We start from the raw sequence: 23,906 nt of genomic DNA on the forward strand, positions 1-23,906 counted from the left end.
CGCAGGCTACCGATCCGAGTTCTGCGTTCCGTGAGCGGTGACCGTGAACAGCTCGCCGGGCTGGCACTCGAGGGCGTCGCACAGCGCGATGAGGGTGGAGAACCGGATCGCCTTCGCGCGATCGTTCTTCAGCACCGAGAGGTTCACGAGGCTGACGCCGACGGCGTCGGCGAGCGCCGTCAGCGTCATGCCGCGCTCGCTGAGCAGCTCGTCGAGCCTGCAGTGCAGGCGGGAGAGATCCTCCTCGGCGGGCACCTACACCAGCCCCTCGGTGTCGCGCTGGAGCGCCTGCCCGCGTCGGAGCAGCGTGGCGAGCGCCGCGAGCGCCAAGCCGGCGCCGATGGGCCAGAACGGGAAGGTGATCAGGAGCGCAGGCTGCGGCAGCAGCGCCGACAGGTCCTCCGGGCTCGTCCAGCCGGTCACCGCCAGCAGCTCCTGCGCGGCCATGCTGCCGGCGGTGTCGCCCAGCACCTGGGCGCACGTGCCGCCGAGCGCGACAGCGCCCGCGACGAACATCGTCAGGCGCGCGAGCACCGGGGCGAAGGGGCGGCCTGCCCGCAGCTGCGCGCAGGTGATGGCCACGAGCGTCGCCACCGTCCCCGGCACGAGCCATGCCACGGCCTGCGAGATCCCCCAGCAGACCCGGGCACCCATGCTGAGCCCCGCTGCCACGATCTCGGCTGTCCGGAATCCGCCGCCCACGCGCGTCGCGGACGGGCCCTGGATCTCGGCGCCGGCGGGCAGCACCGGCCAGTAGTCCTGCACGGGGATCGAGATCGGCACCGACGGCGCCAGCAGGCTCGACAGCAGTGCCACGACGCCGCCCACCGCGGCGATGACCGCAGTGATGACCGCGAGGGTGAGCGCCGTCGTCACGACCGCGCTGTCGCTCCCACGTCGGGTCGCGCGCGCCGCGGCCACGGCGAGGGCGATGGCCCCCAGCAGCAGGGCGATCGCGGTGAGCATCCACCAAGGTGTCATGCGAGGTCCTCTCGATTTATCGATCATCGTTGTTATCGATGGTCGATAATGTCGCACGTATGCGGGCGGAGTGCAACCGCGTGCCGCGCGCGCGATGCCGAGCGCACGGCATCCGGCGGACCGGGCGCGTGCCACCGCTGGCGCATCGTCGTCGCGCCGACAGCGAACACCCGCACGTCACCCCCGAGCGCGCGGCTACGCTCGACAATCAAGGAAGGGAGGCAGCGATGTTCGAGAGATTCACAGACCGCGCTCGCCGAGTCGTGGTGCTCGCCCAGGAAGAGGCGAAGCTGCTCAACCACAACTACATCGGCACGGAGCACATCCTGCTCGGCCTCATCCACGAGGGCGATGGCGTCGCTGCGAAGGCACTGGAGCAGCTGGGCATCTCGCTCGATGCTGTGCGCGCGCAGGTGCAGGACATGATCGGCACCGGCAGCCAGCAGACGTCGGGGCACATCCCCTTCACACCGCGCGCCAAGAAGGTGCTCGAGCTGAGCCTGCGCGAAGCGCTGCAGCTCGGCCACAACTACATCGGCACGGAGCACGTGCTGCTCGGCCTGATCCGCGAGGGCGAGGGTGTCGCAGCCCAGGTGCTCGTGAAGCTCGGCGCCGACCTCAACCGCGTGCGCCAGACGGTCAACCAGCTCCTCGCCGGCTACCAGGGCAAGGAGTCCACGACCGTCGGCGGTGAGCAGACCGTCCAGTCCGACGCCAAGGGATCGCAGATCCTGGACCAGTTCGGCCGCAACCTCACGCAGGCGGCGCGCGACGGCAAGCTCGACCCGGTCATCGGTCGCGAGAAGGAGATCGAGCGGGTCATGCAGATCCTGTCTCGCCGCTCCAAGAACAACCCGGTGCTGATCGGCGAGCCGGGCGTCGGCAAGACCGCCGTCGTCGAGGGCCTCGCGCAGGCGATCATCAAGGGCGAGGTGCCCGAGACGCTCAAGGACAAGCAGGTCTACACGCTCGACCTCGGCTCGCTCATCGCGGGCAGCCGCTACCGCGGCGACTTCGAGGAGCGCCTCAAGAAGGTGACGAAGGAGATCCGCACGCGCGGCGACATCATCACCTTCATCGACGAGATCCACACCCTGGTCGGCGCGGGCGCCGCAGAGGGCGCGATCGACGCAGCGAACATCCTCAAGCCGCTGCTCGCCCGCGGCGAGCTGCAGACGATCGGCGCCACGACGCTCGACGAGTACCGCAAGCACTTCGAGAAGGACGCTGCGCTCGAGCGCCGCTTCCAGCCGATCCAGGTCAACGAGCCCTCGGTCGCGCACACGATCAACATCCTCAAGGGCCTGCGCGACCGCTACGAGTCGCACCACAAGATCACGATCACCGACGGCGCGCTCGTCGCGGCGGCGAACCTCGCCGACCGCTACGTGCAGGATCGCTTCCTGCCGGACAAGGCGATCGACCTGATCGACGAGGGCGGCGCTCGCCTTCGCCTGTCGATCCTCTCGGCCCCGCCGGAGCTGCGGGAGTTCGACGAGAAGATCGCCGACGTGCGCACCCGCAAGGAGGGCGCCATCGAGGGTCAGGACTTCGAGGCTGCGGCGCGCCTGCGCGACGAGGAGAAGGAGCTGCTCGGCGAGCGGCTCCGCACCGAGAAGCAGTGGCGCAGCGGCAACGGCGGCCCCACGGGCGTGCTCGACGAGGGCGTGATCGCCGAGGTGCTCGCGAACGCGACCGGCATCCCCGTGTTCAAGCTCACCGAGGAGGAGTCGGCTCGCCTCATCTTCATGGAGAAGGCGCTGCACCAGCGCGTCATCGGTCAGAACGAGGCGATCGACGTGCTCGCGAAGACGATCCGTCGTCAGCGCGCGGGCCTCAAGGACCCGCGCCGCCCCTCCGGCTCGTTCATCTTCGCCGGCCCCACGGGCGTCGGCAAGACCGAGCTGGCGAAGGCGCTCGCCGAGTTCCTGTTCGACGACGAGGATGCGCTCATCGCGCTCGACATGTCGGAGTACAGCGAGAAGCACACCGTCTCGCGGCTCTTCGGCGCCCCTCCCGGGTTCGTCGGCTTCGAGGAGGGCGGGCAGCTCACCGAGAAGGTGCGCCGCAAGCCGTTCTCGGTCGTGCTCTTCGACGAGATCGAGAAGGCGCACGTCGACATCTTCAACTCGCTGCTGCAGATCCTCGAGGAGGGTCGACTGACCGACGGTCAGGGCCGCGTGGTCGACTTCAAGAACACCGTCATCATCATGACGACCAACCTCGGCACCAGGGACATCTCGGGTGGCCCGGTGGGCTTCGTCATGGAGGGCGACGCGGGCAACGACTACGACCGGATGCGCGGCAAGGTGCGCGAGGAGCTCAAGAAGAACTTCAAGCCCGAGTTCCTGAACCGCGTCGACGAGATGATCGTCTTCCCGCAGCTCTCGCCGAGCGAGCTGCTGCAGATCGTCGATCTGTTCATCAACCGCCTGGCGGAGCGCCTGCTCGACCGCGACATGTCGATCGAGCTCACGGTGGCTGCCAAGCAGCGCCTGATCGAGATCGGGCACGACCCGGCGCTCGGTGCCAGGCCGCTGCGCCGCGCGGTGCAGCACGAGGTCGAGGATGTGCTGAGCGAGAAGATCCTGCACGGCGAGCTGGGCGCGGGTGAGCACGTGATGGTGGACTTCGCCGACGGCGAGTTCGTCTTCACGCACACGAGCCCCGAGCCGCAGGAGCCGGAGCTCGAGCCAGCCGACGCCTGACCGGTCGACGAGCCACGGAGCAGGGGATCCCGAGAGGGGTCCCCTGCTCCGTCGTCCGGAGACGGTCACCGCCTGTTCACCTCGAGGCAAGAATGGGGCCTCGCGCGTCGCCCTCCGAGTTCCTAGGCTCGGCATAGGCGTGTCCCGCGCGCCGTCCGCATCCCTTGCATCGGAGAGACAGTGATCAAGCACTTCAAGCGCAACGTGGCGGCCGGAGCCGCCTGCGCCCTCGGATTGGGGCTCCTGACAGCCCCGACCGTCGCGCTCGCGACAGAGGCAGGCACGAACGACGCCGGAGCGGCCCCCGCGGCCGTCGAGAGCGGCGTCGTCAACATCCTGCACTTCAACGACTTCCACGGCCGTCTGCAGGCACCCTCGGGCGACGAGGGTGACGAGGAGAACTGGAGCGGCGGCACCGTCGGCTTCGCGGGCACCATCGAGCAGCTGCGCGCACCCTTCGGCGACGACGCCTCGCTGCTGCTCTCCGGCGGCGACAACATCGGCGCCTCGCTCTACGCCTCCGCCTCGCAGCAGGACACGCCCTCGCTCGAGGTGCTGAACGCGCTCGAGGTCGACGCGGCAGCGGTCGGCAACCACGAGTTCGACCGTGGCATCGACGACCTGCAGGGCCGGGTGCGCGACGCCGCCGACTTCCCCTACCTCGCCGCCAACGTCACGCTCGACGGCGCCCGGATCGACGACGGCTACGCGCTGTTCGAGTCCAACGGCGTCACGGTCGGCGTCATCGGCGCGGTTACGCAGGAGACCTCGGCGCTCGTCGACCCCTCCGGCATCGACGGCGTCCTGTTCGGCGACCCCGTCGAGGCCGTGAACGAGATCGCCGCGCAGCTGAGCGACGGCGACGAGGCCAACGGCGAGGCCGACCTCATCATCGCCGACTACCACGAGGGCTCCCAGGCGACCCTCGCGATCAACGCTCCGCAGGAGGAGCAGGCCGCATCGCTCGAGGCGTCGATGGCGCAGTCGGAGATGTTCCGCTCGATCGTCGAGGACACCGCGGCGGACGTCGACGTGATCTTCAACGGCCACACCCACAAGCTCTACTCCTGGCTCGCGCCGGCACCCGAGGGCAGCACGCAGGACGTGCGCCCGATCGTGCAGGGCGGCCAGTACGCCGAGAACGTCAGCCAGGTCGTGGCCGAGGTCGACGTGGCGACGGGCGAGGTCTCGTTCCCGACCGTGCAGAACGTCGCGCGCACGGCCGAGCCGGCAGCGGAGCTGATCGCCGCCTTCCCGCGCGCCGCAGCGGTCGACACCATCACCGACGAGGCGCTCGAGCAGGCCGAGGTCATCGGCAGCGAGCCGCTCGGCGAGATCACGGGCGACATCACCACCGCGTTCCGCGACGGCGGCCGCGACGACCGCGGCTCCGCATCCACGATGGGCACCCTCGTCGCCAACATGCTGCGCGACCAGCTCTCCTCCGAGAGCCGTGGCGGTGCCGAGATCGGCATCACCAACCCGGGCGGCCTGCGCGACGAGTTCCTCTTCGAGGCTGCCGACGGCGAGGCCGGCGACGGCGTCGTGACCGTGGGCGAGGCGGCCGCGGTGCTGCCCTTCGCCAACAACCTCTGGACCACCACGCTGACGGGCGCGCAGCTCAAGCTCGTCCTCGAGCAGCAGTGGCAGCGCACGGCCGGCGGCGAGGTGCCCTCGCGCGCCTACCTGCAGCTGGGCCTGAGCGACAACGTCGAGTACACCTACGACTCGACGCTCGCCGAGGGCTCGCGCATCACGAGCATCTGGGTCGACGGCGAGCTCGTGGCCGCCGACGACACGTTCCGGGTCGCGGCGCCGAGCTTCCTGCTCTCCGGCGGCGACAACTTCCGCGGCTTCACCGCTGGCAGCGGGGCTCGTGACTCCGGCCTGGTCGACTCGGAGGCCTTCGAGGCCTACATCGAGGCGCAGTCGCCGATCTCGCCCGACTTCTCGCGCCGCCAGCTCGAGGTCGTCGGTCTGCCGACCGAGCCCGTCGCTCCCGGCACCGAGCTGAGCATGACGGTCAACAAGATCGACCTCACCTCGCTCGGCGCTCCCGTCAGCGAGCAGATCGAGCTCTACCTCGACGACACGCTGCTCGGCTCGTTCGACGTGGTCGACGGCTCGGCGACCGTCGAGCTCACCGTGCCCATCGCATCCGCCCAGAGCGCCTTCGAGCTGCGCACGGCCGCAGGCACCGCGATCGCGCTGCCGCTGGCGGTCGACTTCGCGGTCGACCGCATCGCGGGCGACAACCGGTTCGAGACCTCCGTCGAGATCTCGCAGTCGCACTACGGCCAGGGTGCCGAGGTCGTCTACGTCGCGAGCGGCCAGGTCTGGCCCGACGCGCTGACGGCGGCCCCCGCTGCCGCGACCGAGGGCGGGCCGCTGCTGCTCGTGCCCAAGGCCGAGGCTCCGCAGGTCGTGCTCGACGAGATCGCGCGCCTCGGCGCCGAGCGCGTCGTCATCGTGGGCGGCGAGCCCTCGGTGAGCGCGGCTGTCGAGTCGGCGATCGCCGACATCGAGACGGTCAGCGACGTCACCCGCCTCGGCGGGGTCAACCGGTTCGAGACCAGCCGCATGGTCGCGGACTACGCGTTCGAGTCGGCTGAGGGCGCCTACGTGGTGACCGGCAGCCGCTTCCCCGACGCGCTGTCGGCGGGTGCCGCGGCCGGCCACCTCGAGTGGCCGCTGATGCTGGTCGACACCCGGGTCGAGATCCCTTCGGAGACGGTCGCGCTGCTCGACGACCTGGAGGTCGAGCGCGTGCGCGTCATCGGCGACACCAACGCCGTTCCCTCGGCGCAGGCCGGTGAGCTCGTGGACGCGGGCTTCGTCGTGTCGCGCCAGGCGGGCTCGAACCGCTTCATCACGAGCGCGATCGTCACGCGGGCGGCGTTCGACTCGGCCGAGGCCGGCGCCTACCTCGCGAGCGGCGTGCTCTTCCCCGACGCGCTCTCGGGTGGAGCCGTGGCCGGCGCGCAGGGCGCTCCGCTGCTGATCACCCGGCCGGGCTGCATCGACGCGAGCGTGCTGAGCGCGCTCGAGTCGCTCTCGGCCACGTCGGTGACGCTGCTCGGCGGCACGCCCTCGCTGAGCGAGGAGGTTGCTGCGCTGACGCGCTGCAGCTGATGAGCTGATCGTCTGATCGGCGGCGGGGGGGGGGCTTCGGCTCCACCCCCGCCGCTGTGCACGGGCGCGTGTGGGCGGCCATCGCTAGCGTGCCCGCATGGCCAAGATCATCTTCGACACTGCGACCACCCTGAACGGCTTCCTCGCCGACGACGATCACTCGCTCGCCTGGCTCTTCGCCGTCGACGGCGGCACCGATCCCGACGACTCGCTGCTGCCGGCCGACGCTGCCGTCATGGTCGAGGGATCCCACACCTACGAGTGGGGGCTGCGGGAATGGGACGTGGTAGCAAACCCCGGCACGTGGCAGGAGTTCTACGGCGACCGACCGCTCTTCGTCTTCTCGAGCCGCGAGCTGCCCGTGCCGGAGGGCGCCGACGTGCGCTTCCTGCGCGGCACGGTGACGGAGGCGCTGCCCGAGATCCGCGCGGCGGCGGGCGATGGGGACATCTGGGTCGTCGGCGGCGGCGACCTCGCCGGGCAGTTCCTCGACACGGGGGCGCTCGACGAGATCGCCATCTCGATCGCGCCCGTCGCCCTGGCGAGCGGCGCGCCGCTGCTCCCGCGCCGGATCGAGTCCGACCGCCTCACCCTCGTCGAGACGCGCCAGGTCGGGCAGTTCGCGCGGCTCGTCTACCGGGTGGGATAGCCGCGCAGAGCGACCCGGCGGCGCGCGTGCCGGGCCGCTGCGGCGTAGGCTCGACACCCATGACCCACGACGCATCCGACATCACCGTGCGCCCCGCGCGCACGAGCGACGTGCGCGACATGCAGCGCCTGATCGAGCCCTACGCGCATCGCCAGATCCTGCTCGGCAAGGAGCTCGTGACGCTCTTCGAGGCGGTGCAGGAGTTCGTGGTGGCCGAGCGCGACGGAGAGCTGGTGGGCTGCGGCGCGCTGCACGTCTTCTGGGAGGACCTCGGCGAGGTGCGCACGATCGCTGCGGCCGAGCACGCGGTGGGGCGCGGCGTCGGCCACGCCATGCTCGACGCGCTCGAGGAGCGCGCGAGGCGGCTGGGTCTCACACGGCTGTTCTGCCTCACCTTCGAGACCGAGTTCTTCGGCCGCCACGGCTTCGCAGAGGTCGCGGAGCAGGTCGTCGAGCCGGACGTGTTCTCCGAGCTGCTGCGCTCGCAGGACGGCGGTGTGGCCGAGTTCCTCGACCTCGCGCACGTCAAGCCGAACACCCTCGGCAACACGCGGATGCTCAAGCGCCTCTGAGCGCCCGCTCGCCTACCCTGAATCAGTGAGCACGCATCCTCCGGCCAAGCGTCGCGCCGCCGTGCGCCGGCGCCGCACGCTGCTCGCGCTGCTGCTGATCGCGGTGCTCGTGGCGGTCGGGCTCGTGATCTGGCAGCCGTGGGCCTCCGGTGACGCTCCCGCTCCGACCTCGCCCAGCGAGAGCGCGCCGGCCACGGCAGCGCCCGAGACGCCGGAGCCCGAGGGCGGCGAGGAGGAGGAGAGCCCCGAGCCGACCTCGACGCAGCCCTTCACGCCCATCGGGGGCGACCCCGAGGCCGACGCGAGCGAGCCGTGCACCGCTGAGCAGATCCGCATCGCACCGGGCACCGACCGCTCGACCTACGCCGAGGACGAGCCCGTGCAGCTCACCTTCACGATCGAGAACACCGGCGAGGAGCCGTGCTCGCTCAACGCCGGCACGAGCGTGCAGGAGTACGAGATCCGCACGGGTGACGAGCTCGTCTACCGGTGGTCCGACTGCGCGGCAGACGTGCAGGACAACGTCGTCGCGCTGCAGCCGGGCACGCCGCAGTCGACGATGCCGATCGAGTGGGATCGCACGCGATCCTCGTCCGACACCTGCACCGCGGAGCGCCCGCAGGTGACGGCGGGCGGCGCCGCCTACAACCTGAGCGTGAGGGTCGGCGACTACGCGAGCGCCGAGAGCCGCCAGTTCATCCTGGAATGATGGTCTCCGGCCCCGAAGGGCGCTAGGTTCGCCCCAGGTGCGCAGAGCGGAGAGCGGCATGGCCGAGCAGGAACCCCGAGGGATCGACAGCGAGACGTCCGTCGACGTCGTGATCGTCGGCGCCGGCCCCGCAGGGCTCGCGGCGGCCACCGCGCTCGTCGATGCCGGCCGGACCGTGGCCGTGCTCGAGGCGCGCGACCGCGTCGGCGGCCGCACCTGGACGGACACCGTCGACGGCGCCATGCTCGAGCTCGGCGGGCAGTGGGTCTCGCCGCACCAGACGACGCTGCTCGAGACGATCGAGCGGCTCGGGCTCGAGACGTTCCCGCGCTACCGCGTCGGCGAGTCCGTCTACGTGCACCCCGACGGCTCTGCGGAGCGCTTCACCGGCGACTTCCCGATCGATGCCGCGACGCTCGCAGAGGTCGACCGGCTGGTCGCGGTGATCGAGGGCCTGGTCGCCGAGATCGACCCGGAAGCGCCCTGGGACCACCCGCGTGCTCGCGAGCTCGACACCGTCGCCTTCGAGCGCTGGCTGCGCGACCAGACCGACGACCGGGCTGCCGCGAGCCTGACGGCGCTCTTCATCGGTCCGGCCATGCTGACGAAGCCCTCGCACGCGTTCTCGACCCTGCAGGCACTGCTGATGGCGGCGAGCGCCGGCGGCTTCGCCAACCTGCTCGACGAGGACGAGATCCTCGATCGCCGGGTGGTCGGTGGCATGCAGCAGGTCAGCGTCCGCATGGCCGAGGCGCTCGGCGATGCCGTGCACCTCTCGGCGCCCGTGCGGCGCATCGAGCGCTCCGACGACGGTGTGCGGGTGGTCGCCGACGGCGTCGTCGTGCGCGGCCGCCGCGTGATCGTCGCCGTGCCGCCCAACCTCATCACCCGCATCGACGTGCAGCCGCCGCTGCCGCGCCGTCAGCACCAGCTGCACCAGCACCTCTCGCTCGGCATCGTCATCAAGGTGCACGCGGTCTACGACCGGCCCTTCTGGCGCGAGGCGGGCCTCTCGGGCACGGGCTTCGGGCCCGACGAGCTCGTGCACGAGCTCTACGACAACACGAACCACGCGGATGCGCGGGGCACGCTCGTCGGATTCGTCTCGGACGAGCACGCCGATGCCGCGTTCCTCCTGAGCGACGAGGAGCGCCGCCGTCGCATCCTCGACTCGATCGCGCACTACCTCGGCCCTGAGGCGCTCGAGCCGGTCGTGTACTACGAGAGCGACTGGGGCAGCGAGGAGTGGACGCGCGGCGCCTACGCCGCGAGCTACGACCTCGGCGGCCTCCACCGCTACGGCCCCGACCAGCGCCAGCCCGTCGGGCCGATCCACTGGGCCTGCAGCGACTACGCCGGCCACGGCTACCAGCACGTCGACGGCGCCATCCGCTCCGGCCGCCAGGCCGCCGAGGATGTGCTCGCGACCCTCGGGGCCTAGCCCCGCACCCGTTCGTCGGCGCGCGTCGCGCGCCGCTGGCAGCGCCGCGACGGAGCGGCAGAGGAAGGACGTCCCATGAGCGAGACGCACGCACCCACCGCGGAGCGCAGCGCGAAGGGCCTCTCGGCTGGCTCGGTCGGGCTCATCGGCGCGATCGTCATCGGCATCTCGTGCATCGCGCCGGCCTACACGCTCACGGCTGCCCTCGGCCCGACCGTGTCGGAGGTCGGCGTGCAGGTGCCGGCGATCATGCTGGTCGGCTTCCTGCCGATGCTGCTGGTCGCCTTCGGCTACCGCGAGCTCAACAGCGCGATGCCCGACTCGGGCACGACCTTCACGTGGGTGACGCGGGCCTTCGGTCCCTGGGTGGGCTGGATGGCCGGCTGGGGCCTCATCGCGGCCACCATCCTCGTGCTCTCGAACCTCGCCGGGATCGCCGTCGACTTCTTCTTCCTGCTGCTGGCGCAGGTCTTCGGGCAGCCGGCGATCGCCGACCTCGCGGCCGAGCCCGGCATCAACGTGCTCGTCTGCCTGCTCTTCATGGCCGGCGCCACCTTCATCTCCTACCGCGACGTCAAGACGACGCAGCGGCTGCAGTACTGGCTCGTCGGCATCCAGGTGCTCGTGCTGCTGGGATTCGCCGCCACCGCCATCGTGCGCGTGATGAACGGCTCGGCCTTCGACGCGACGCCCGTCGACGCATCCTGGTTCAACCCCTTCGCCGTCGACTCGTTCACGGCGTTCGCGGCGGGCCTCTCGCTGTCGATCTTCATCTTCTGGGGCTGGGATGTGACGCTGACGATGAACGAGGAGACGCGCGGCTCAGATCGCACGCCCGGCCTCGCCGCCACCTGGACCGTCGTGATCATCATGGTGCTCTACCTGGTGCTGGCGATCTCGCTCATCTCCTACGCGGGCGTCGGCGAGGGCGAGTTCGGGCTCGGCAACACCGACATCCAGGACAACGTGTTCTTCGCGCTCGCGGGGCCGATCCTCGGGCCGCTCGCGGTGCTCGTGTCGCTCGCGGTGCTCATGAGCTCGGCTGCCTCGCTGCAGTCGACGTTCGTCAGCCCCGCGCGCACGCTGCTCGCGATGGGTCACTACGGCGCGCTGCCCGCGCCCTTCGCGCGCGTCACCGAGCGCTTCAAGTCGCCGGGGTTCGCGACGCTCGTCGCGAGCGCCGTGGCGAGCGGCTTCTACGCGATCATGCGCTTCATCAGCGAGAACGTGCTGTGGGACACCATCACGGCGCTCGGCATGATGATCTGCTTCTACTACGGCCTCACGGCCTTCGCGGCCGTCTGGTACTTCCGTCGCACGTGGTTCACGTCATGGCGCACGGCGCTCTACCGGCTGGTGTTCCCGCTGCTCGGCGGCCTCGTGCTCGCGGTGCTGTTCGTCACGACGCTCATCGACTCGATGAGCCCGGACTACGGCTCAGGCTCGAGCATCGGTGGCCTCGGGCTGGTGTTCGTGCTGGGCGTCGTCACCCTCGGCATCGGTGTCGTCATCATGATCGTGCAGGCGGTGCGCCAGCCGGCGTTCTTCCGCGGCGAGCGCATCGCCATCGGCGTCTCCGACGGCGGCCGCGACCTGACGCTCGACACGGCCATGCTCGAGATCCCGAAGCCCGACACGGCGAGTTAGCTCCGTCCGTCGAGGAGCGCGCCGAAGGCACGCGTCGCCGCCGTTCGTCGAGGAGCGCGCCGAAGGCACGCGTCACCGCCGTTCGTCGAGGAGCGCGCCGAAGGCACGCGTCACGAGACGCGCCTCAGAAGTCCGGCACCGCGACGAGGTGCGGCCGCGACTCGGCCTCGCGCCGCCCCTGGCTGATCGCCTCGGGGATGGCGTTGCGCACCAGCGCGACGCTGTCGTCGATCACGCGCGTGTAGCCGAGCCGCCGAGCCTCGGTGGCGCGTCGCTTGACGGCGGAGGCGGCTCGGATCTCGCCCGCGAGCGACAGCTCGCCGATCGCGGCGAGGCGCCCGGAGAGCGCGACGTTGCGGTCGGCGCTCGCGATCGCGAGCGCGATGGCGAGATCGGCACCCGGCTCCGTGAGCTTGATGCCACCGACGGTCGAGACGTAGACGTCCTTGGTGCCGAGCTGCATGCCCGCGTGGCGCTCGAGCACCGCGAGCACCATCGCCACGCGCGACGAGTCGACGCCGTTCACGACGCGGCGCGGCTGCGGCGTCGACGCGGCGACGACGAGCGCCTGCACCTCGACCGGGATCGCGCGGCGGCCCTCGAGGGTCACGGTGACGCACGTGCCCGCGAGCGGCGTCGCCGAGCGCGAGAGGAAGAGGCCGGAGGGGTCGGGCACCTCGAGGATCCCGTCGCCCGTCATCTCGAAGCAGCCCACCTCGTCCGTCGGGCCGAAGCGGTTCTTGGTGGTGCGCACGAAGCGCAGCGCCGTCTGCCGGTCGCCGTCGAAGTGGGCGACGACGTCGACGAGGTGCTCGAGCACACGCGGGCCCGCGACCGAGCCGTCCTTCGTGACGTGCCCGACCAGCAGCAGTGGCACATCCGCCGCCTTCGCCGCGCGCGTGAGCGCGGACGCGACGTCGCGCACCTGGCTGGGCCCGCCGGCGAGGCCCTCGTTGTCGGCGTTCGCGACGGTCTGCACCGAGTCGATGACGACCAGCTCTGGCTGCGTGTCGCGCAGCTGGCCGAGGATGGTCGCCAGGTCGGTCTCGCTCGCGAGGTAGAGCTGGGGCTCGAGGGCGCCGGTGCGCTCGGCGCGCAGTCGCACCTGCGCGAGCGACTCCTCACCGGAGACGTAGAGCACGCGCTTGCCCGCTGCCGCCGCCTTCGCGGCGACGGCCAGCAGCAGCGTCGACTTGCCGACGCCCGGCTCGCCGGAGCACAGCACCACGGCGCCCGGCACGATGCCGCCCCCGAGCACCCGATCGAACTCACCGATGCCCGTCGGCCACCGCGGCGCATCCGTCGTCTGCAGCTCGGTGATCGGGCGCGCTGCGCGAGAGGCTGGCACCGCGCCTGCGCTCACGCGCGCGGTCGAGGCGCCGACCTCCTCGATCGTGCCCCACTGCTGGCACTCGCCGCAGCGGCCGACCCACTTGAGGGTCGTCCAGCCGCACTCTGAGCAGCGGAACGCGGGTGCCTTGGCCATGCCTTCGAGGCTAGCGGCGGCCACTGACGCGGCGACGCACCGGCGATCCCGTCTGTCAGCGGTTGCGCGGCATCTGCCATTACGGTTGCGCCATGCTCACCGTCGGCTCCATCGTGATCCGCTGCAGCGACCTCGATGGCCAGCTGCGATTCTGGGCCGCCGCGCTCGACTATGAGCCGCGCGAGCCGGTCGACGAGGACTTCGCGCTGCTGCGGCCGCGAGCGGGCGCTGGACGAGCAGGCGCGCCCAACCTGTCGCTCGACGCGCAGCGCAGCGAGCGCGTGCTGCCCCCGCGCATCCACCTCGACCTCTACGCCGACGATCAGGCCGCCGAGGTCGCGCGGCTCGAGTCGCTCGGTGCCCAGCGAGTGCAGTGGTCGGGGAGGCCCGACGATGCCGACTTCGTGATCATGCAGGACCCGGAGGGCAATCGCTTCTGCGTGATCGACGCTGCGCCGGGGGTCGGGGCGTGACCGCCAACATCCGCGACGCGTCGATCGACGACGCTGCCGGCATCGCTCGCTTGCGGGTCGAGACCTGGCGGGCGGCCTACGGCGGGCTCGTGCCGCAGGAGGTGCTCGATCGCATGGACATCGAGCGCGAGACCGGGCGCCGCATGGAGCACTGGCACGAGATGCACGCGGATGCGCGCTGCCACGACCTGGTTGCGGTCGCCGACGGTGAGGTGGTGGGGTGGGCGATGTGCGGGCCCGCGCGCGAGGCGGATGCCCCGGCGAGCGGCGAGCTCTACGCCATCTACGCGCGCTCGGACCGCTGGTCGCGCGGCGTCGGCAACGCGCTGCTGATGGAGGCCGAGCGGCGGCTGCGCGCCGACGGGCACGACCGCGCCTACCTGTGGGTGCTGCTCGGCAACGCGCGCGCGACGAGCTTCTACGAGGCGCACGGCTGGCACGCGGACGGGGGAGCGAAGACCGAGGAGGGGCTGCACGAGCTGCGCCACGTGCGCGACCTGAGCACCTAGGCCCCGTTTCGCGCTCGCGCGGGACCGTGTGTAAACTCTCCCCTTGGTGACGTGTCCGAGCGGCCGAAGGTGCGACTCTCGAAAAGTCGTGTAGGGCAACCCCCTACCGTGGGTTCAAATCCCACCGTCACCGCCAAACCGCGTCCTTGCTCTCGCCAGCAAGGGCGCGGTTTCTTCGTTGCGGTGGCGCGGCGCTCGCGGCCGTCAGCGTCGCTTGCCAGGCCCAGGCCTGCCAGAGCGCCCCGGCCCACCTGGCCTGCGCGGCCGGTTCGACCCGGGCTTCGGCTTCGGCTTCGAGGGCCGCGGCTTGGAGCCCGTGGGGGCGTTGCCCGGCTGCACGCCGTGCTTGCGTCCCGCACCCTGCGACGCCTCGGCGTCGCCGTGGCGCTCCTCGCGGTCGCCGCGCGACGATCCGGGCTTGCGGCCCCGCGCGATCCCGATGAGCTCCTGATGCAGCGGCGAGTCGGCCTGCTGCAGCCAGGCGAGCGCGATGGTGGTGGGCGGCATGTCGCTGACCACGCGGTGGCGGGTCTCGGCGCCGCCGAGCGCCCGCGCGACCGACATCGGCACGATCGCGATGCCCGCGCCGGTGGCCACGGTCTCGAGCAGCTGCGCATCCGTCATGCCCGCACGCTCGAGGATCGGCTCGCCCTCGAGGTCGGCGGCCGTGACCGTCTCGAAGGCCACGATCGGATGCCCCTTCGCCGCGACCACGACGGGCAGCTCGTCGTAGAGCCGCACGACGTGCAGGTCGGTGTCATCGATGGGCAGGCGAGCCAGCACCGCGTCGCAGCGTCCTTCGAGCAGGCACCCGACCGCATCCGCCTCGTCGACCTCGACGAGCTCGGCCGGCACGTCGGGCACCCGCTCGCGCCACACGCGCAGCCACTTCGCCGGCGTCACCCCCGGCACACCGCCCAGCCTGAACCGCTCCATGCGCCCAGTCTGCCGTGCGAGGCGCGAGGTCAGCGCCAGCGATCGAGGAACGCGACGACGTCGGCGAGCTCCTCGGCGACGATCGAGTGCGCGCGCTCATAGGTGCGGCGCTCCACGTCGAAGTGGGCGTCGAGCCAGGGGATGGCGCGCTCGACCTCCTCGCGGCGGATGACGTCGTCGAGCGTGCCGATCGTGGACAGCAGGGGGATGCGCGGCTCGCGCGCCGCGAGCGCGGCGTCACCGGGCTGCTCGCGCGCGCTGACGAACGAGGCGAGGTGCACGATCGACGAGAAGCGGTCGGGCGCGTGGCGCGCCAGCTGCACCGCCATGACGCCGCCCTGCGAGAAGCCGAGCAGGTGCACGCGCCGGAAGGGGCGCTCGAGCCCGTCGAGCCACGCGAGCACGGCGCGGGCGGATGCGTCGACGAGCGAGGGATCGTCGAGCTCGACCACCGCGCGGTCGAACCACGCGAAGCCGCCGCCGTAGGGGATGGGCGCCCGCAGCGAGGCGATCGTCAGCGAGGCCGGCAGGTGCGGAGCGAGGCCGAACAGATCGCCCTCGTGCGAGCCGAGCCCGTGCATGACGACGAGCAGGTCGCCGCCGTCGCCGGCTGCCGCGTCTTCCGCAGCGTCGGTGCGCCCCTCACGCCACTGCACCGCATCCGCGTCGATCTCGAGCATGCCCGCCCCTCTCGCCCGGGCGCCGCCGAGCGGCGAGCGCCTCCACCGACACCGTAGCCTCGAAGCATGGCGAACACGTCGGCGACCACCAAGGTGCTGCGCCCGGTGGGCGGGAGCGGGGGCGGCCGCGTCCGCGGCTCCGGCTCGGCGCCGACGCGCGCTCGCGGCCGCCGCATCGGCCGCGTCGTCTCGCTCGATGCTGCCCGCGGAGTGCTGGTGCTCGCGACGGTCTTCTGGCTCGCCGCCCCGCGCCGCCCGCTGCCCGGCTCCGAGCAGTGGGGCTCGCTCGCGCTCGACGCGCTCGTGCTGCCGGCCTTCGCCGTCGTGCTCGGCTGCGCCTTCGCCATGGCCCAGCACCGCGACTGGACCTCCGGCGGCCGCGTCATCCGTCGCACCCTGCTCCTGCTGCTCGCGGGCCTGCTCATCGCGGCCGTCGCGGCGCTGATCGGCGGTGCGGCTGCCGGCATCCCCTTTGCGCCAGAGGGCGGCACGCTCGGCGGCCTCGAGCGCATCCGCGTCGCCGGGCCGCTGCTGCAGGTCGCGGTCGCGGTCGCGGCGCTCGGCTTCCTCGGCGTGCTCGCCCGCAGCTGGGCCGGCTGGGCGTTCGCGCTCGCGGTCGTGACCGCCGTCGGCGCCGGCGCCCTGTGGCTCAGCACGGGCATCTGCGGCGGGCTCAGCGATCGGTGCAGCCCGGCGACGCTGCTCGTCGGGGGCGTGGCGGATGCGGCGGGCACCTCCGCGGATCCGCTCGTCGTCGCCGGGGTCACCACGGTCGCCGCGGGCCTCGGGCTCGCGCTGCCAGCGGTCGCCGGCGCTGCCCTCGTGCACGCCTTCCTGCGCGCTCGCAGCGTCGACGCCCGGCAGCGCGGGCGCGTGATCGGCTACGGGCTGCTCGCGGCGCTGCTGTTCGGCGTGCTCGGCATCCTCGCCTACTTCACCCCCACCGTGTGGGGGCAGCAGCCGCTCGCCCCGACGGTCGCGCTGTGGACGCCGCCGCTCACCCTCGCCGTCGCGACGCTCGCCGCGCTGCTCGCGACCGCGATGCATCCGTCGATCGACACCGACCTGCGGGGCGGCACCTCGGCGCTCGGGGTCTTCGCCGAGCCCTTCGCGGCCGTCGGGCGCATCAGCATGCTCGCGGTCGGCACGACGCTCGCGGCGCGCACGCTGCTCGACGCGATCGAGCCGAGCCCCGTCCGCTGGTTCGCGCGGCTCGGCGACATCCCGTCGATCGTGCTCGGCCTCATCGTCGTCGCTCTGTGGCTGACGCTCGCGCTCTGGGCCGACCGTCGCGGGCGGCGCCTGCGGCCCTGAGCGCTGCGCCAGCACGCGCCCGAGCACCGCTGCGCGGCTCGGCACCTGGGACTCCGAGCGCCGGGACACCCGCGCCAGGCACAATGGGGCCATGGCCGTGCGCACCCCTGACCCCAATCCCGGATGGCTGAGCGAGGACGAGCTGCAGCAGGCGCGCGAACGGCTGCCCATCCTCTACGTCGAGGCGATCCCGGTGCGCCTCGACGGGCTCGGCCAGGTCACCGAGGTCGGGCTGCTGCTGCGCATGAACGCGCAGAGCGAGATGACGCGCACGGTCGTCTCCGGCCGCGTCATGCGCGGCGAGCGCGTGCGCGATGCGCTCTACCGCCACCTCGAGAAGGATCTCGGCCCGATGGCCTTCCCGCAACTGCCGGCCTGCCCCTCGCCGTTCCACGTCGCCGAGTACTTCCCGCTGCCGGGCGACGGCATCTACTCGGATGAGCGCCAGCACGCCGTCTCGCTCTGCTACATCGTGCCCGTGACCGGCACGTGCGACCCGCGCCAGGACGCGCTCGAGCTCACGTGGCTCTCGCCCGAGGCGGCGGCCTCGGAGCTCGTCACGAGCGAGATGGAGGGCGGGCGCGGCAGCCTGGTGCGGGCGGCGCTCGCGCACCTGGGCGCCCTGCGGTGAGGCGCTGCGGGGCGACGCCGCACGAAGGATGCGCTCGGCCGCGCTCCGTAGGCTGGTGACATGAGCGCGCAGTACCAAGTGACCCTCGAATGGGCGGCGGCCGGCCTGCGGGCGGCGGCCGCCGACGTGGTCGTGCTCGCCGACGCCGATCGCGGCCCGGAGACCGAGGAGCTGCTGCGCCTCGCGCCGCGCACGGCTCTCGTGCTCGAGGCGACGCTCGTGAACGCCGACCGCATCGCCCGTGCGGCGCTCGACGAGCAGGAGCGCCGCGGCGAGCGCGCGAGCATCGCGATCGTGGCGGCGGGTGAGCGCTGGCCCGACGGCTCGCTGCGCCCCACGGCCGCCGATCTGCTGGTCGCCGGTCGCGTGGTCGACGAGCTGGCCGAGCTCGGCATCGACTTCCACAGCCCGGCCTGCGCGGCGGCCTGCGCTGCCGCCGTCGGGCTGCGCGGCGCGACGAACGCGCTCGTCGCGGCCGAGGCGCGGGGCGCTGGGGCGGCCTCCGCACCTGGTTCGACACCCGGTCCCGCGCACGTCACACACCACGTCCCCGAGCACACCCCCGAGCACACCCCCGAGCATCAAGGAGCCGCACGATGAGCTGGCAGCCCGACCCCGCGCGCTACGAGACCATGCAGTACCGCCGCGCCGGCGCATCCGGCCTCAAGCTGCCGGCACTCACCCTCGGCCTCTGGCACAACTTCGGCGACGACGTGCCGCTCGAGCGGCAGCGCACGCTGCTCACGACCGCGTTCGACCGCGGCATCACGCACTTCGACCTCGCGAACAACTACGGCCCGCCCTTCGGCGCCGCCGAGCGCAACTTCGGCCAGGTGATGTCGAGCGACCTCGCCGCGCACCGCGACGAGATCCTGGTCACGACGAAGGCCGGGTGGGACATGTGGCCCGGCCCCTACGGCATGGGCGGCAGCCGCAAGTACCTCGTGGCGAGCCTCGACCAGTCGCTCGAGCGGATGGGCCTCGACTACGTCGACATCTTCTACCACCACCGCCCTGACCCCGAGACGCCGCTCGAGGAGACCATGGGTGCGCTCGACCACATCGTGCGCACCGGCCGCGCGCTCTACGTCGGCGTCTCGAGCTACTCCGCGGACGAGACGCGGCGCGCGCACGAGATCCTCGCCTCGCTCGGCACGCCGCTGACGATCCATCAGCCGTCGTACTCGATGCTCAACCGGTGGATCGAGACGGATGGGCTGCTCGACACCGCGGGGGAGCTCGGCATCGGGGTCATCGGCTTCACGGCGCTCGCGCAGGGGCTGCTGACGGGCAAGTACCTCGACGGCGTGCCCGCCGACTCGCGGGCCGCGCGAGGTGGCGAGCGCAAGCCGCTCGATCCGAACGTCTCCGCCGAGGCGACCGAGCGCATCCGCGGCCTCGCCGCCATCGCCGAGCAGCGCGGGCAGTCGTTGGCGCAGCTCGCGCTCGCCTGGGCGCTGCGCGACGATCGCATGACCTCGCTCACGATCGGCGCCTCGCGCGTGGAGCAGCTGGAGCAGAACCTCGGCGCGCTGACCGCCGCCCCGCTCACCGCCGAGGAGCTCGCGGCGATCGACGAGCTGGCGCGCGACGAGCCGGGCGTCGACCTCTGGGCGGGCGCTCGCGACTCGCGCAGCTGACGCGCGCCCCCGCCGGCGCCTCGCGTCCCTGATGCGCACGGCTGCCGCGCTGACCCGCCTTGCCTGCCCGCGGCTGCCGCGCTGACCCGCCTTGCCTGCCCGCGGCTGCCGCGCTGACCCTCCTTGCCTGCCCGCGGCCCCGCTCTCGGCCTCCATCCGAACCGTGTGCACCGAACTGCTCTTCCGGGCGCCGCGAGACAGCGGGTGCGTGCACACGGATGCGCGGGTCGCGGGTGGGCGCAGGCTGCGGCGCGCGGCTTGAGGCGGTGGCGCGGGGCATGACGCCTGCTCAGCTGCGGCGGGCGATCGCTGCGCGCACGCGTCGCACGCACGACGCACCGGCGCGCGCGAGATGCGCCTTGGTGATCCGCACCACGATCCAGCCGGCGGCTTCGAGCCGCTCGTAGCGATCGATGTCGATCGCCCACTGCTTCGGGCTCAGATGGCCCTCGCCCTCGTACTCGATGGCGATCTTGAGCTCCGGGTAGCCGAGATCCGGCCGCAGTCGCATGCCGTCGATGACCACGAGCGGATGCACCGCAGGCTCGGGCAATCCTGCGAGCACGATCGTCCTGCGCGCGATGCTCTCGAACCTCGAGTCGACGCCGACGCGCGCATCGGCGAGCGCGGCGCGCAGCGCTCCGGCGCCCCTGAGGCTCTTGGCGTCGCCGAGCATTCGCCGCAGAGCCTCTCGAGTGACCTGCGGTCGGCGCGGCAGTCTGAGACCGGGATAGCGCGTCGACGGAGTGAGCAGCGCGTCGACGACGTGCACGAGCCGCTCGTGCTCGAGGTCGCGAGCGAGCATCAGGGTGGTTGCGAGCGGCGTGAGCAGGCGAAGGCCCTCGAGCTCGGTGACGCGCAGGCGGGCGGCATCGAAGGCGACGTGGCGGGTGCCGCGCGCACGACCCCTCGTCGAGCCGTTGGGCCGCGCGATCACCAGCGCCTCCTCCTGTTCGAGAGCCGCTGGCAACGGCAGTCCCCAGAGGCGCGCCGCCGTGACCCCGCCGAAGACATGATGCGCGGGCATCAGGAGCGCGTAGGCCGCTGCGGTCGCTCGCAGGCGCTCGTCCGCAGTCGCGCGCTGCTCGGCCACGGGCAGAAGCGAGGGGTCGCCCATGCTCGTCCGCTGGGCAGATCCGTCCGTCGGCCCTGCGACTCGGGCAGGCGCGCGGACGCCGCGGAACGGCGCCTGCAGGTCACCGCTCCGCAGGCGGCCCGCCGTGACCCCCGCCCGCAGCGCCGCGCAGACGCGGAACGGCTGGCCACCGAACGGTGCAGGCAGCGGGGCGGGGGCGGTCACGCGCGAGAGGATGCCCTCCGCCGCGCGCCCCGCGCGCGCATCCGCGCCCCTGCTGTGGAGGACCCTCGAGCGACGGGATCCGTGTGCACCCAACTGCTCTCCGGCACGCGCGAGGGCGACACGAGCGTGCACACGGATGCGCGGCCGACGCGACGAGGGCCGCACGAGGGGGAGTGCACCATGTGGGCGGGCGGGTCTACCGTGTGCGCATGGCTTCGATGACGAGGTCGCCGAGCGAGCGAACCTTCCTGCACGTGCTGGCGAACACCGCACTGGCGAACCTCACGACCGCGTTCGTGTGGTTCGCGCTGACCTTCTGGGTCTACCTCGAGACCAAGAGCGTGCTCGCCACCGGTGTGATCGGCGGCGCGTACATGCTGTTCGTCGCCTTCGGCAGCATCATGTTCGGCTCGATCGTCGACCACCATCGCAAGCTGCGCGTCATGATGCTCTCCGGTGCGCTGACGGTCGCGGCCTTCGTGGTCGCCGGCGTGATGTACCTGCTGCTGCCGGAGCCGGTGCTGCTCGACCTCACGGCGCCGTGGCTGTGGCTCTTCATGGCGATCATCCTCGCGGGCTCCGTGGTCGAGCACATGCGCAACATCGCGCTCTCGACGACCGTGACGATCCTCGTGCCCGACGAGCGCCACGCGAACGCGAACGGCCTGGTCGGCACCGTGCAGGGGCTCGCGATGATCGTCACGAGCGTGTTCTCGGGGTTGGCGATCGGCTTCCTCGGCATGGGGTGGACGATCGCGATCGGCATCGCCATGCTCGCGCTCAGCCTCGTGCACCTCGGCACCCTTCGGATCCCGGAGGACGTCGTCGCGGTCGCTCCCGACGACGAGGCGAAGGGGATCGACCTGCGCGGCTCGATCCGCGCGGTGCTTGCGATCAGCGGCCTCTTCGCCCTCATCATCTTCTCGACCTTCAACAACCTGATCGGCGGCGTCTACATGGCGCTGATGGACCCATACGGCCTCGAGCTGTTCACCGTGCAGATGTGGGGCATCGTGTTCGGCGTCGCCTCGACGGGCTTCATCGTGGGCGGCCTGGTGATCGCGAAGTTCGGCCTCGGCACGCGCCCGATCCGCACGCTGCTCATCGTCGTCGCCATCATGGGCGTGCTCGGGGCGCTCTTCACGATCCGTGAGTGGTGGTGGCTGTACGCGCTGGGAACCTGGCTCTACATGGCGCTCATCCCGGCCGCTGAGGCGGCCGAGCAGACGATCATCCAGCGCGTGGTGCCGCTGCATCGGCAGGGGAGGGTCTTCGGCTTCGCCATGGCCTTCGAGTCCGCCGCCGCGCCCATCACGGCGTTCCTCATCGCTCCGATCGCCGAGTTCCTCATCATCCCGTGGGCGCGGTCGTCCGAGGGCTCAGCGGCCCTCGAGCCGCTGCTCGGCACGGGCACCACGCGCGGGATCGCGCTCGTGTTCCTCTTCGCGGGCATCATCATGGTGATCGCCGCGGGCCTCGCCTTCCTCACGAAGTCCTACCGCCTCATCAGCGACTCCTACGCCGATTCGGCTCCGCTGCCGCAGGGCGAGGGGGTGGATGCGTCGGCCCCGCTGCCACAGGCCGCGGGAGCGGATGCGTCGGCTCCACTGCCGCAGGGTGAAGGCGCGGATGCGGTGGCCCCGGCCGCCCCGGATCAGTCGATCGGCTCGGTGAGGGAGGGCGGCAGCGAGACCGGCCCGCCCGCCGGGCCGTCCAGGTAGGCGGCGCGCACGAGCGTCGGAGATCCGACGGCTGTCGCATCCGTGACGGGCTCCGGCGCGGTGTCGGCCACGAAGCGCTCGAGTCGGCGCCAACCGAGCACCGCGACGGGCGGCTGCTCGCCACGCAGTCGTGACCGGATCGCGTCGAGCGGCAGCGGTGCACGGCTGGCGAGCAGCACGACGTTGCTGAAGCGCGCGCCCGCGAGCGTCGAGCCGGTCGCGATCAGCGCGACGTGGTCGAACGCCGCGCGCGCCGTGGCGAGCTGCTGCCGGAGGAAGTGCAGCGGCGGGCCGTCGACCGAGTTGACGATCAGCGCGCCGGCAGGCAGCAGGGCGGCGCTCGCCGCCCGGTAGAACTCGAGCGACGTGAACGCTGCGGGCACGCGGCCGCCGCCGAACACATCCGTCGTCACGAGCGCCAGGGGATCGGTGACCCGCTCGAGCGCGGCCCGCCCGTCGCCGATCTCGAGCTCGATGCCGGCGGGCGGCGGGATGACCTCCAGGACGAGGTCGACCAGTGCGGGCTCGAGCTCGATCACGCGCTGCCGGAGGCTCGGCGAGGCGTGCTGCAGCAGGCGGGGGATGGTGAGCGCGCCGCCGCCGAGGTGGAGCACCGCATCGGATGCGTCGCGGGCACCCCCGCCCGCGTCGGCAGCGCCGGTGGCGCTCGCTTCGAGCGCCGAGAGCGCTGCCGCGAGCACCCACCGGGCCGAGGCGTGGCGAGGCGGCGCAGCGGGGTCACCGATGTGCGACTGCATGATGCCGTCGATGACGAGCGCGTGGCCGTGCTCGTCGGCCTCGAGCCGCGCCTCGTGGCCGCTCGAGAGCTCTCGGGTCGCGGCGCTCACGCAGCCTGCTCCTTCCGGCTCCAGCGCACCTCGACGAGCCGGCGCTCGGCGCGCGTGCACGGCGTGCAGGCATATCGGCCCTTCGGCGCCCGGAAGCGCACGTGACTGTGGCCCCCTGGGCAGGTGCCCACCCAGCCGGCGCGCTCGGCCGCGATCTCGCCGTGATGGGTGCGCCCACCGATGTAGCCGATGTCGCGAGCGATGCGCCGCCACGCGGGCCCGTGCCCAGCACGCGCGCCGGCCATCGCGTGCGCCACCTCGTGCAGCAGGATCTGGTGCACCTCGTCGTCATCCCACCGCGCGGCGAGGTGCTTCGAGACGGTGATGCGTCGCGCGGTGAAGTTCGTCAGGCCGGCGCGCTTCGCTGCCCGGTCGAAGCCGAAGCTCCAGCTGTCGTCGAGGTGCAGTCGCAGCAGTGCCTCTGCCCACACCCGCACCCGCTCGAGATCAGCCACCCGTCCGCCCTCCGTCGGCTGCGAGCATGCCAGCAGCGGCAGCGCGGGCAGGGACCGCAGGCGAGGGCCTGTGG

General features: G+C 72.2%; 22 protein-coding genes and 1 tRNA gene. 15 read left to right on the forward strand and 8 right to left on the reverse strand.

The window, feature by feature from the left end:
- Positions 1-6: 6 nt before the first annotated feature.
- Entirely contained in the window at positions 7-255 is a 249-nt protein-coding gene (locus BQ6202_RS14190) for a helix-turn-helix domain-containing protein (RefSeq protein ID WP_072315005.1), read from the reverse strand.
- Complete coding sequence (locus tag BQ6202_RS14195; RefSeq protein ID WP_072315006.1) at positions 256-981, reverse strand: hypothetical protein; 726 nt, start codon at positions 979-981, stop codon at positions 256-258. It abuts the gene before it with no gap.
- Between the two features lie 227 nt (positions 982-1,208).
- Between BQ6202_RS14195 and BQ6202_RS14200 the strand changes: the two genes are divergently transcribed.
- From BQ6202_RS14200 to BQ6202_RS14230, 7 genes are all read left to right on the forward strand, one after another.
- Entirely contained in the window at positions 1,209-3,689 is a 2,481-nt protein-coding gene (locus BQ6202_RS14200) for an ATP-dependent Clp protease ATP-binding subunit (RefSeq protein WP_072315007.1), read from the forward strand.
- Positions 3,690-3,869: 180 nt separating this feature from the next.
- Positions 3,870-6,821 (forward strand): cell wall-binding repeat-containing protein, encoded by a 2,952-nt coding sequence (locus BQ6202_RS14205; protein ID WP_072315008.1) that lies wholly within the window; start codon positions 3,870-3,872, stop codon positions 6,819-6,821.
- Positions 6,822-6,918: 97 nt separating this feature from the next.
- On the forward strand, positions 6,919-7,470 hold the full coding sequence (locus BQ6202_RS14210; protein WP_072315009.1) for a dihydrofolate reductase family protein: 552 nt from the start codon (positions 6,919-6,921) through the stop codon (positions 7,468-7,470).
- Between the two features lie 59 nt (positions 7,471-7,529).
- Positions 7,530-8,042 carry an amino-acid N-acetyltransferase gene (locus tag BQ6202_RS14215; protein WP_072315010.1) on the forward strand — a complete coding sequence of 171 codons (513 nt, stop codon included), beginning with the start codon at positions 7,530-7,532 and terminating at the stop codon, positions 8,040-8,042.
- Positions 8,043-8,067: 25 nt separating this feature from the next.
- Positions 8,068-8,751 carry a hypothetical protein gene (locus tag BQ6202_RS14220; RefSeq protein WP_072315011.1) on the forward strand — a complete coding sequence of 228 codons (684 nt, stop codon included), beginning with the start codon at positions 8,068-8,070 and terminating at the stop codon, positions 8,749-8,751.
- Between the two features lie 58 nt (positions 8,752-8,809).
- Positions 8,810-10,192 carry a flavin monoamine oxidase family protein gene (locus BQ6202_RS14225; protein ID WP_072315012.1) on the forward strand — a complete coding sequence of 461 codons (1,383 nt, stop codon included), beginning with the start codon at positions 8,810-8,812 and terminating at the stop codon, positions 10,190-10,192.
- Positions 10,193-10,267: 75 nt separating this feature from the next.
- Complete coding sequence (locus BQ6202_RS14230; protein WP_083587314.1) at positions 10,268-11,839, forward strand: APC family permease; 1,572 nt, start codon at positions 10,268-10,270, stop codon at positions 11,837-11,839.
- Between the two features lie 124 nt (positions 11,840-11,963).
- Here BQ6202_RS14230 and radA read toward each other — a convergent pair whose 3' ends face one another.
- A complete protein-coding gene (gene radA, locus BQ6202_RS14235) occupies positions 11,964-13,325 on the reverse strand; it encodes a DNA repair protein RadA (RefSeq protein ID WP_072315013.1) in 1,362 nt (453 codons plus the stop codon).
- 92 nt (positions 13,326-13,417) lie between these two features.
- Here radA and BQ6202_RS14240 point away from each other — a divergent pair, with 92 nt between their 5' ends.
- The 3 genes from BQ6202_RS14240 to BQ6202_RS14250 all read left to right on the forward strand — a co-directional run bounded on the left by BQ6202_RS14240 (position 13,418) and on the right by BQ6202_RS14250 (position 14,443).
- Positions 13,418-13,798 (forward strand): VOC family protein, encoded by a 381-nt coding sequence (locus BQ6202_RS14240; RefSeq protein ID WP_072315220.1) that lies wholly within the window; start codon positions 13,418-13,420, stop codon positions 13,796-13,798.
- On the forward strand, positions 13,795-14,307 hold the full coding sequence (locus tag BQ6202_RS14245; protein WP_083587315.1) for a GNAT family N-acetyltransferase: 513 nt from the start codon (positions 13,795-13,797) through the stop codon (positions 14,305-14,307). The genes BQ6202_RS14240 and BQ6202_RS14245 overlap by 4 nt, the downstream gene beginning before the upstream one ends.
- Positions 14,308-14,352: 45 nt before the next feature.
- Positions 14,353-14,443, forward strand: a tRNA-Ser gene (locus tag BQ6202_RS14250).
- 68 nt (positions 14,444-14,511) lie between these two features.
- On the opposite strand, the gene BQ6202_RS14255 is transcribed toward BQ6202_RS14250, so the two are convergent.
- Together BQ6202_RS14255 and BQ6202_RS14820 are read right to left on the reverse strand one after the other, a co-directional pair.
- Positions 14,512-15,243, reverse strand: a complete 732-nt coding sequence (locus tag BQ6202_RS14255) for a LysR family transcriptional regulator substrate-binding protein (RefSeq protein WP_072315014.1) — start codon at positions 15,241-15,243, stop codon at positions 14,512-14,514.
- A 29-nt stretch (positions 15,244-15,272) separates the two neighbouring features.
- The gene (locus BQ6202_RS14820; protein ID WP_143143751.1) at positions 15,273-15,923 is read right to left on the reverse strand and encodes an alpha/beta hydrolase; all 651 of its coding nucleotides are present in this window, start codon (positions 15,921-15,923) and stop codon (positions 15,273-15,275) included.
- A 66-nt stretch (positions 15,924-15,989) separates the two neighbouring features.
- On the opposite strand from BQ6202_RS14820, the gene BQ6202_RS14825 reads away from it, so the two are divergent.
- From BQ6202_RS14825 to mgrA, 4 genes are all read left to right on the forward strand, one after another.
- The gene (locus tag BQ6202_RS14825; protein ID WP_072315015.1) at positions 15,990-17,237 is read left to right on the forward strand and encodes a hypothetical protein; all 1,248 of its coding nucleotides are present in this window, start codon (positions 15,990-15,992) and stop codon (positions 17,235-17,237) included.
- Between the two features lie 91 nt (positions 17,238-17,328).
- Positions 17,329-17,868: an NUDIX hydrolase family protein gene (locus tag BQ6202_RS14270; RefSeq protein ID WP_072315016.1), complete on the forward strand. Its 540-nt coding sequence runs from the start codon at positions 17,329-17,331 to the stop codon at positions 17,866-17,868.
- A gap of 60 nt (positions 17,869-17,928) precedes the next feature.
- Positions 17,929-18,468: a hypothetical protein gene (locus BQ6202_RS14275; RefSeq protein ID WP_072315017.1), complete on the forward strand. Its 540-nt coding sequence runs from the start codon at positions 17,929-17,931 to the stop codon at positions 18,466-18,468.
- On the forward strand, positions 18,465-19,508 hold the full coding sequence (gene mgrA / locus BQ6202_RS14280; protein WP_072315018.1) for an L-glyceraldehyde 3-phosphate reductase: 1,044 nt from the start codon (positions 18,465-18,467) through the stop codon (positions 19,506-19,508). The genes BQ6202_RS14275 and mgrA overlap by 4 nt, the downstream gene beginning before the upstream one ends.
- Positions 19,509-19,797: 289 nt before the next feature.
- Here mgrA and BQ6202_RS14285 read toward each other — a convergent pair whose 3' ends face one another.
- The gene (locus BQ6202_RS14285; RefSeq protein WP_143143752.1) at positions 19,798-20,808 is read right to left on the reverse strand and encodes a PDDEXK family nuclease; all 1,011 of its coding nucleotides are present in this window, start codon (positions 20,806-20,808) and stop codon (positions 19,798-19,800) included.
- 218 nt (positions 20,809-21,026) lie between these two features.
- Here BQ6202_RS14285 and BQ6202_RS14290 point away from each other — a divergent pair, with 218 nt between their 5' ends.
- Entirely contained in the window at positions 21,027-22,529 is a 1,503-nt protein-coding gene (locus BQ6202_RS14290) for an MFS transporter (RefSeq protein ID WP_083587368.1), read from the forward strand.
- Here BQ6202_RS14290 and BQ6202_RS14295 read toward each other — a convergent pair.
- Positions 22,463-23,377 (reverse strand): spermidine synthase, encoded by a 915-nt coding sequence (locus BQ6202_RS14295; protein ID WP_072315020.1) that lies wholly within the window; start codon positions 23,375-23,377, stop codon positions 22,463-22,465. The genes BQ6202_RS14290 and BQ6202_RS14295 overlap by 67 nt on opposite strands.
- Entirely contained in the window at positions 23,374-23,832 is a 459-nt protein-coding gene (locus tag BQ6202_RS14300) for a SprT-like domain-containing protein (RefSeq protein ID WP_072315021.1), read from the reverse strand. The genes BQ6202_RS14295 and BQ6202_RS14300 overlap by 4 nt, the downstream gene beginning before the upstream one ends.
- Positions 23,833-23,906: the final 74 nt, after the last annotated feature.

It is taken from the genome of Agrococcus sp. Marseille-P2731, assembly GCF_900117395.1.
Classification (GTDB): Bacteria; Actinomycetota; Actinomycetes; order Actinomycetales; family Microbacteriaceae; genus Agrococcus.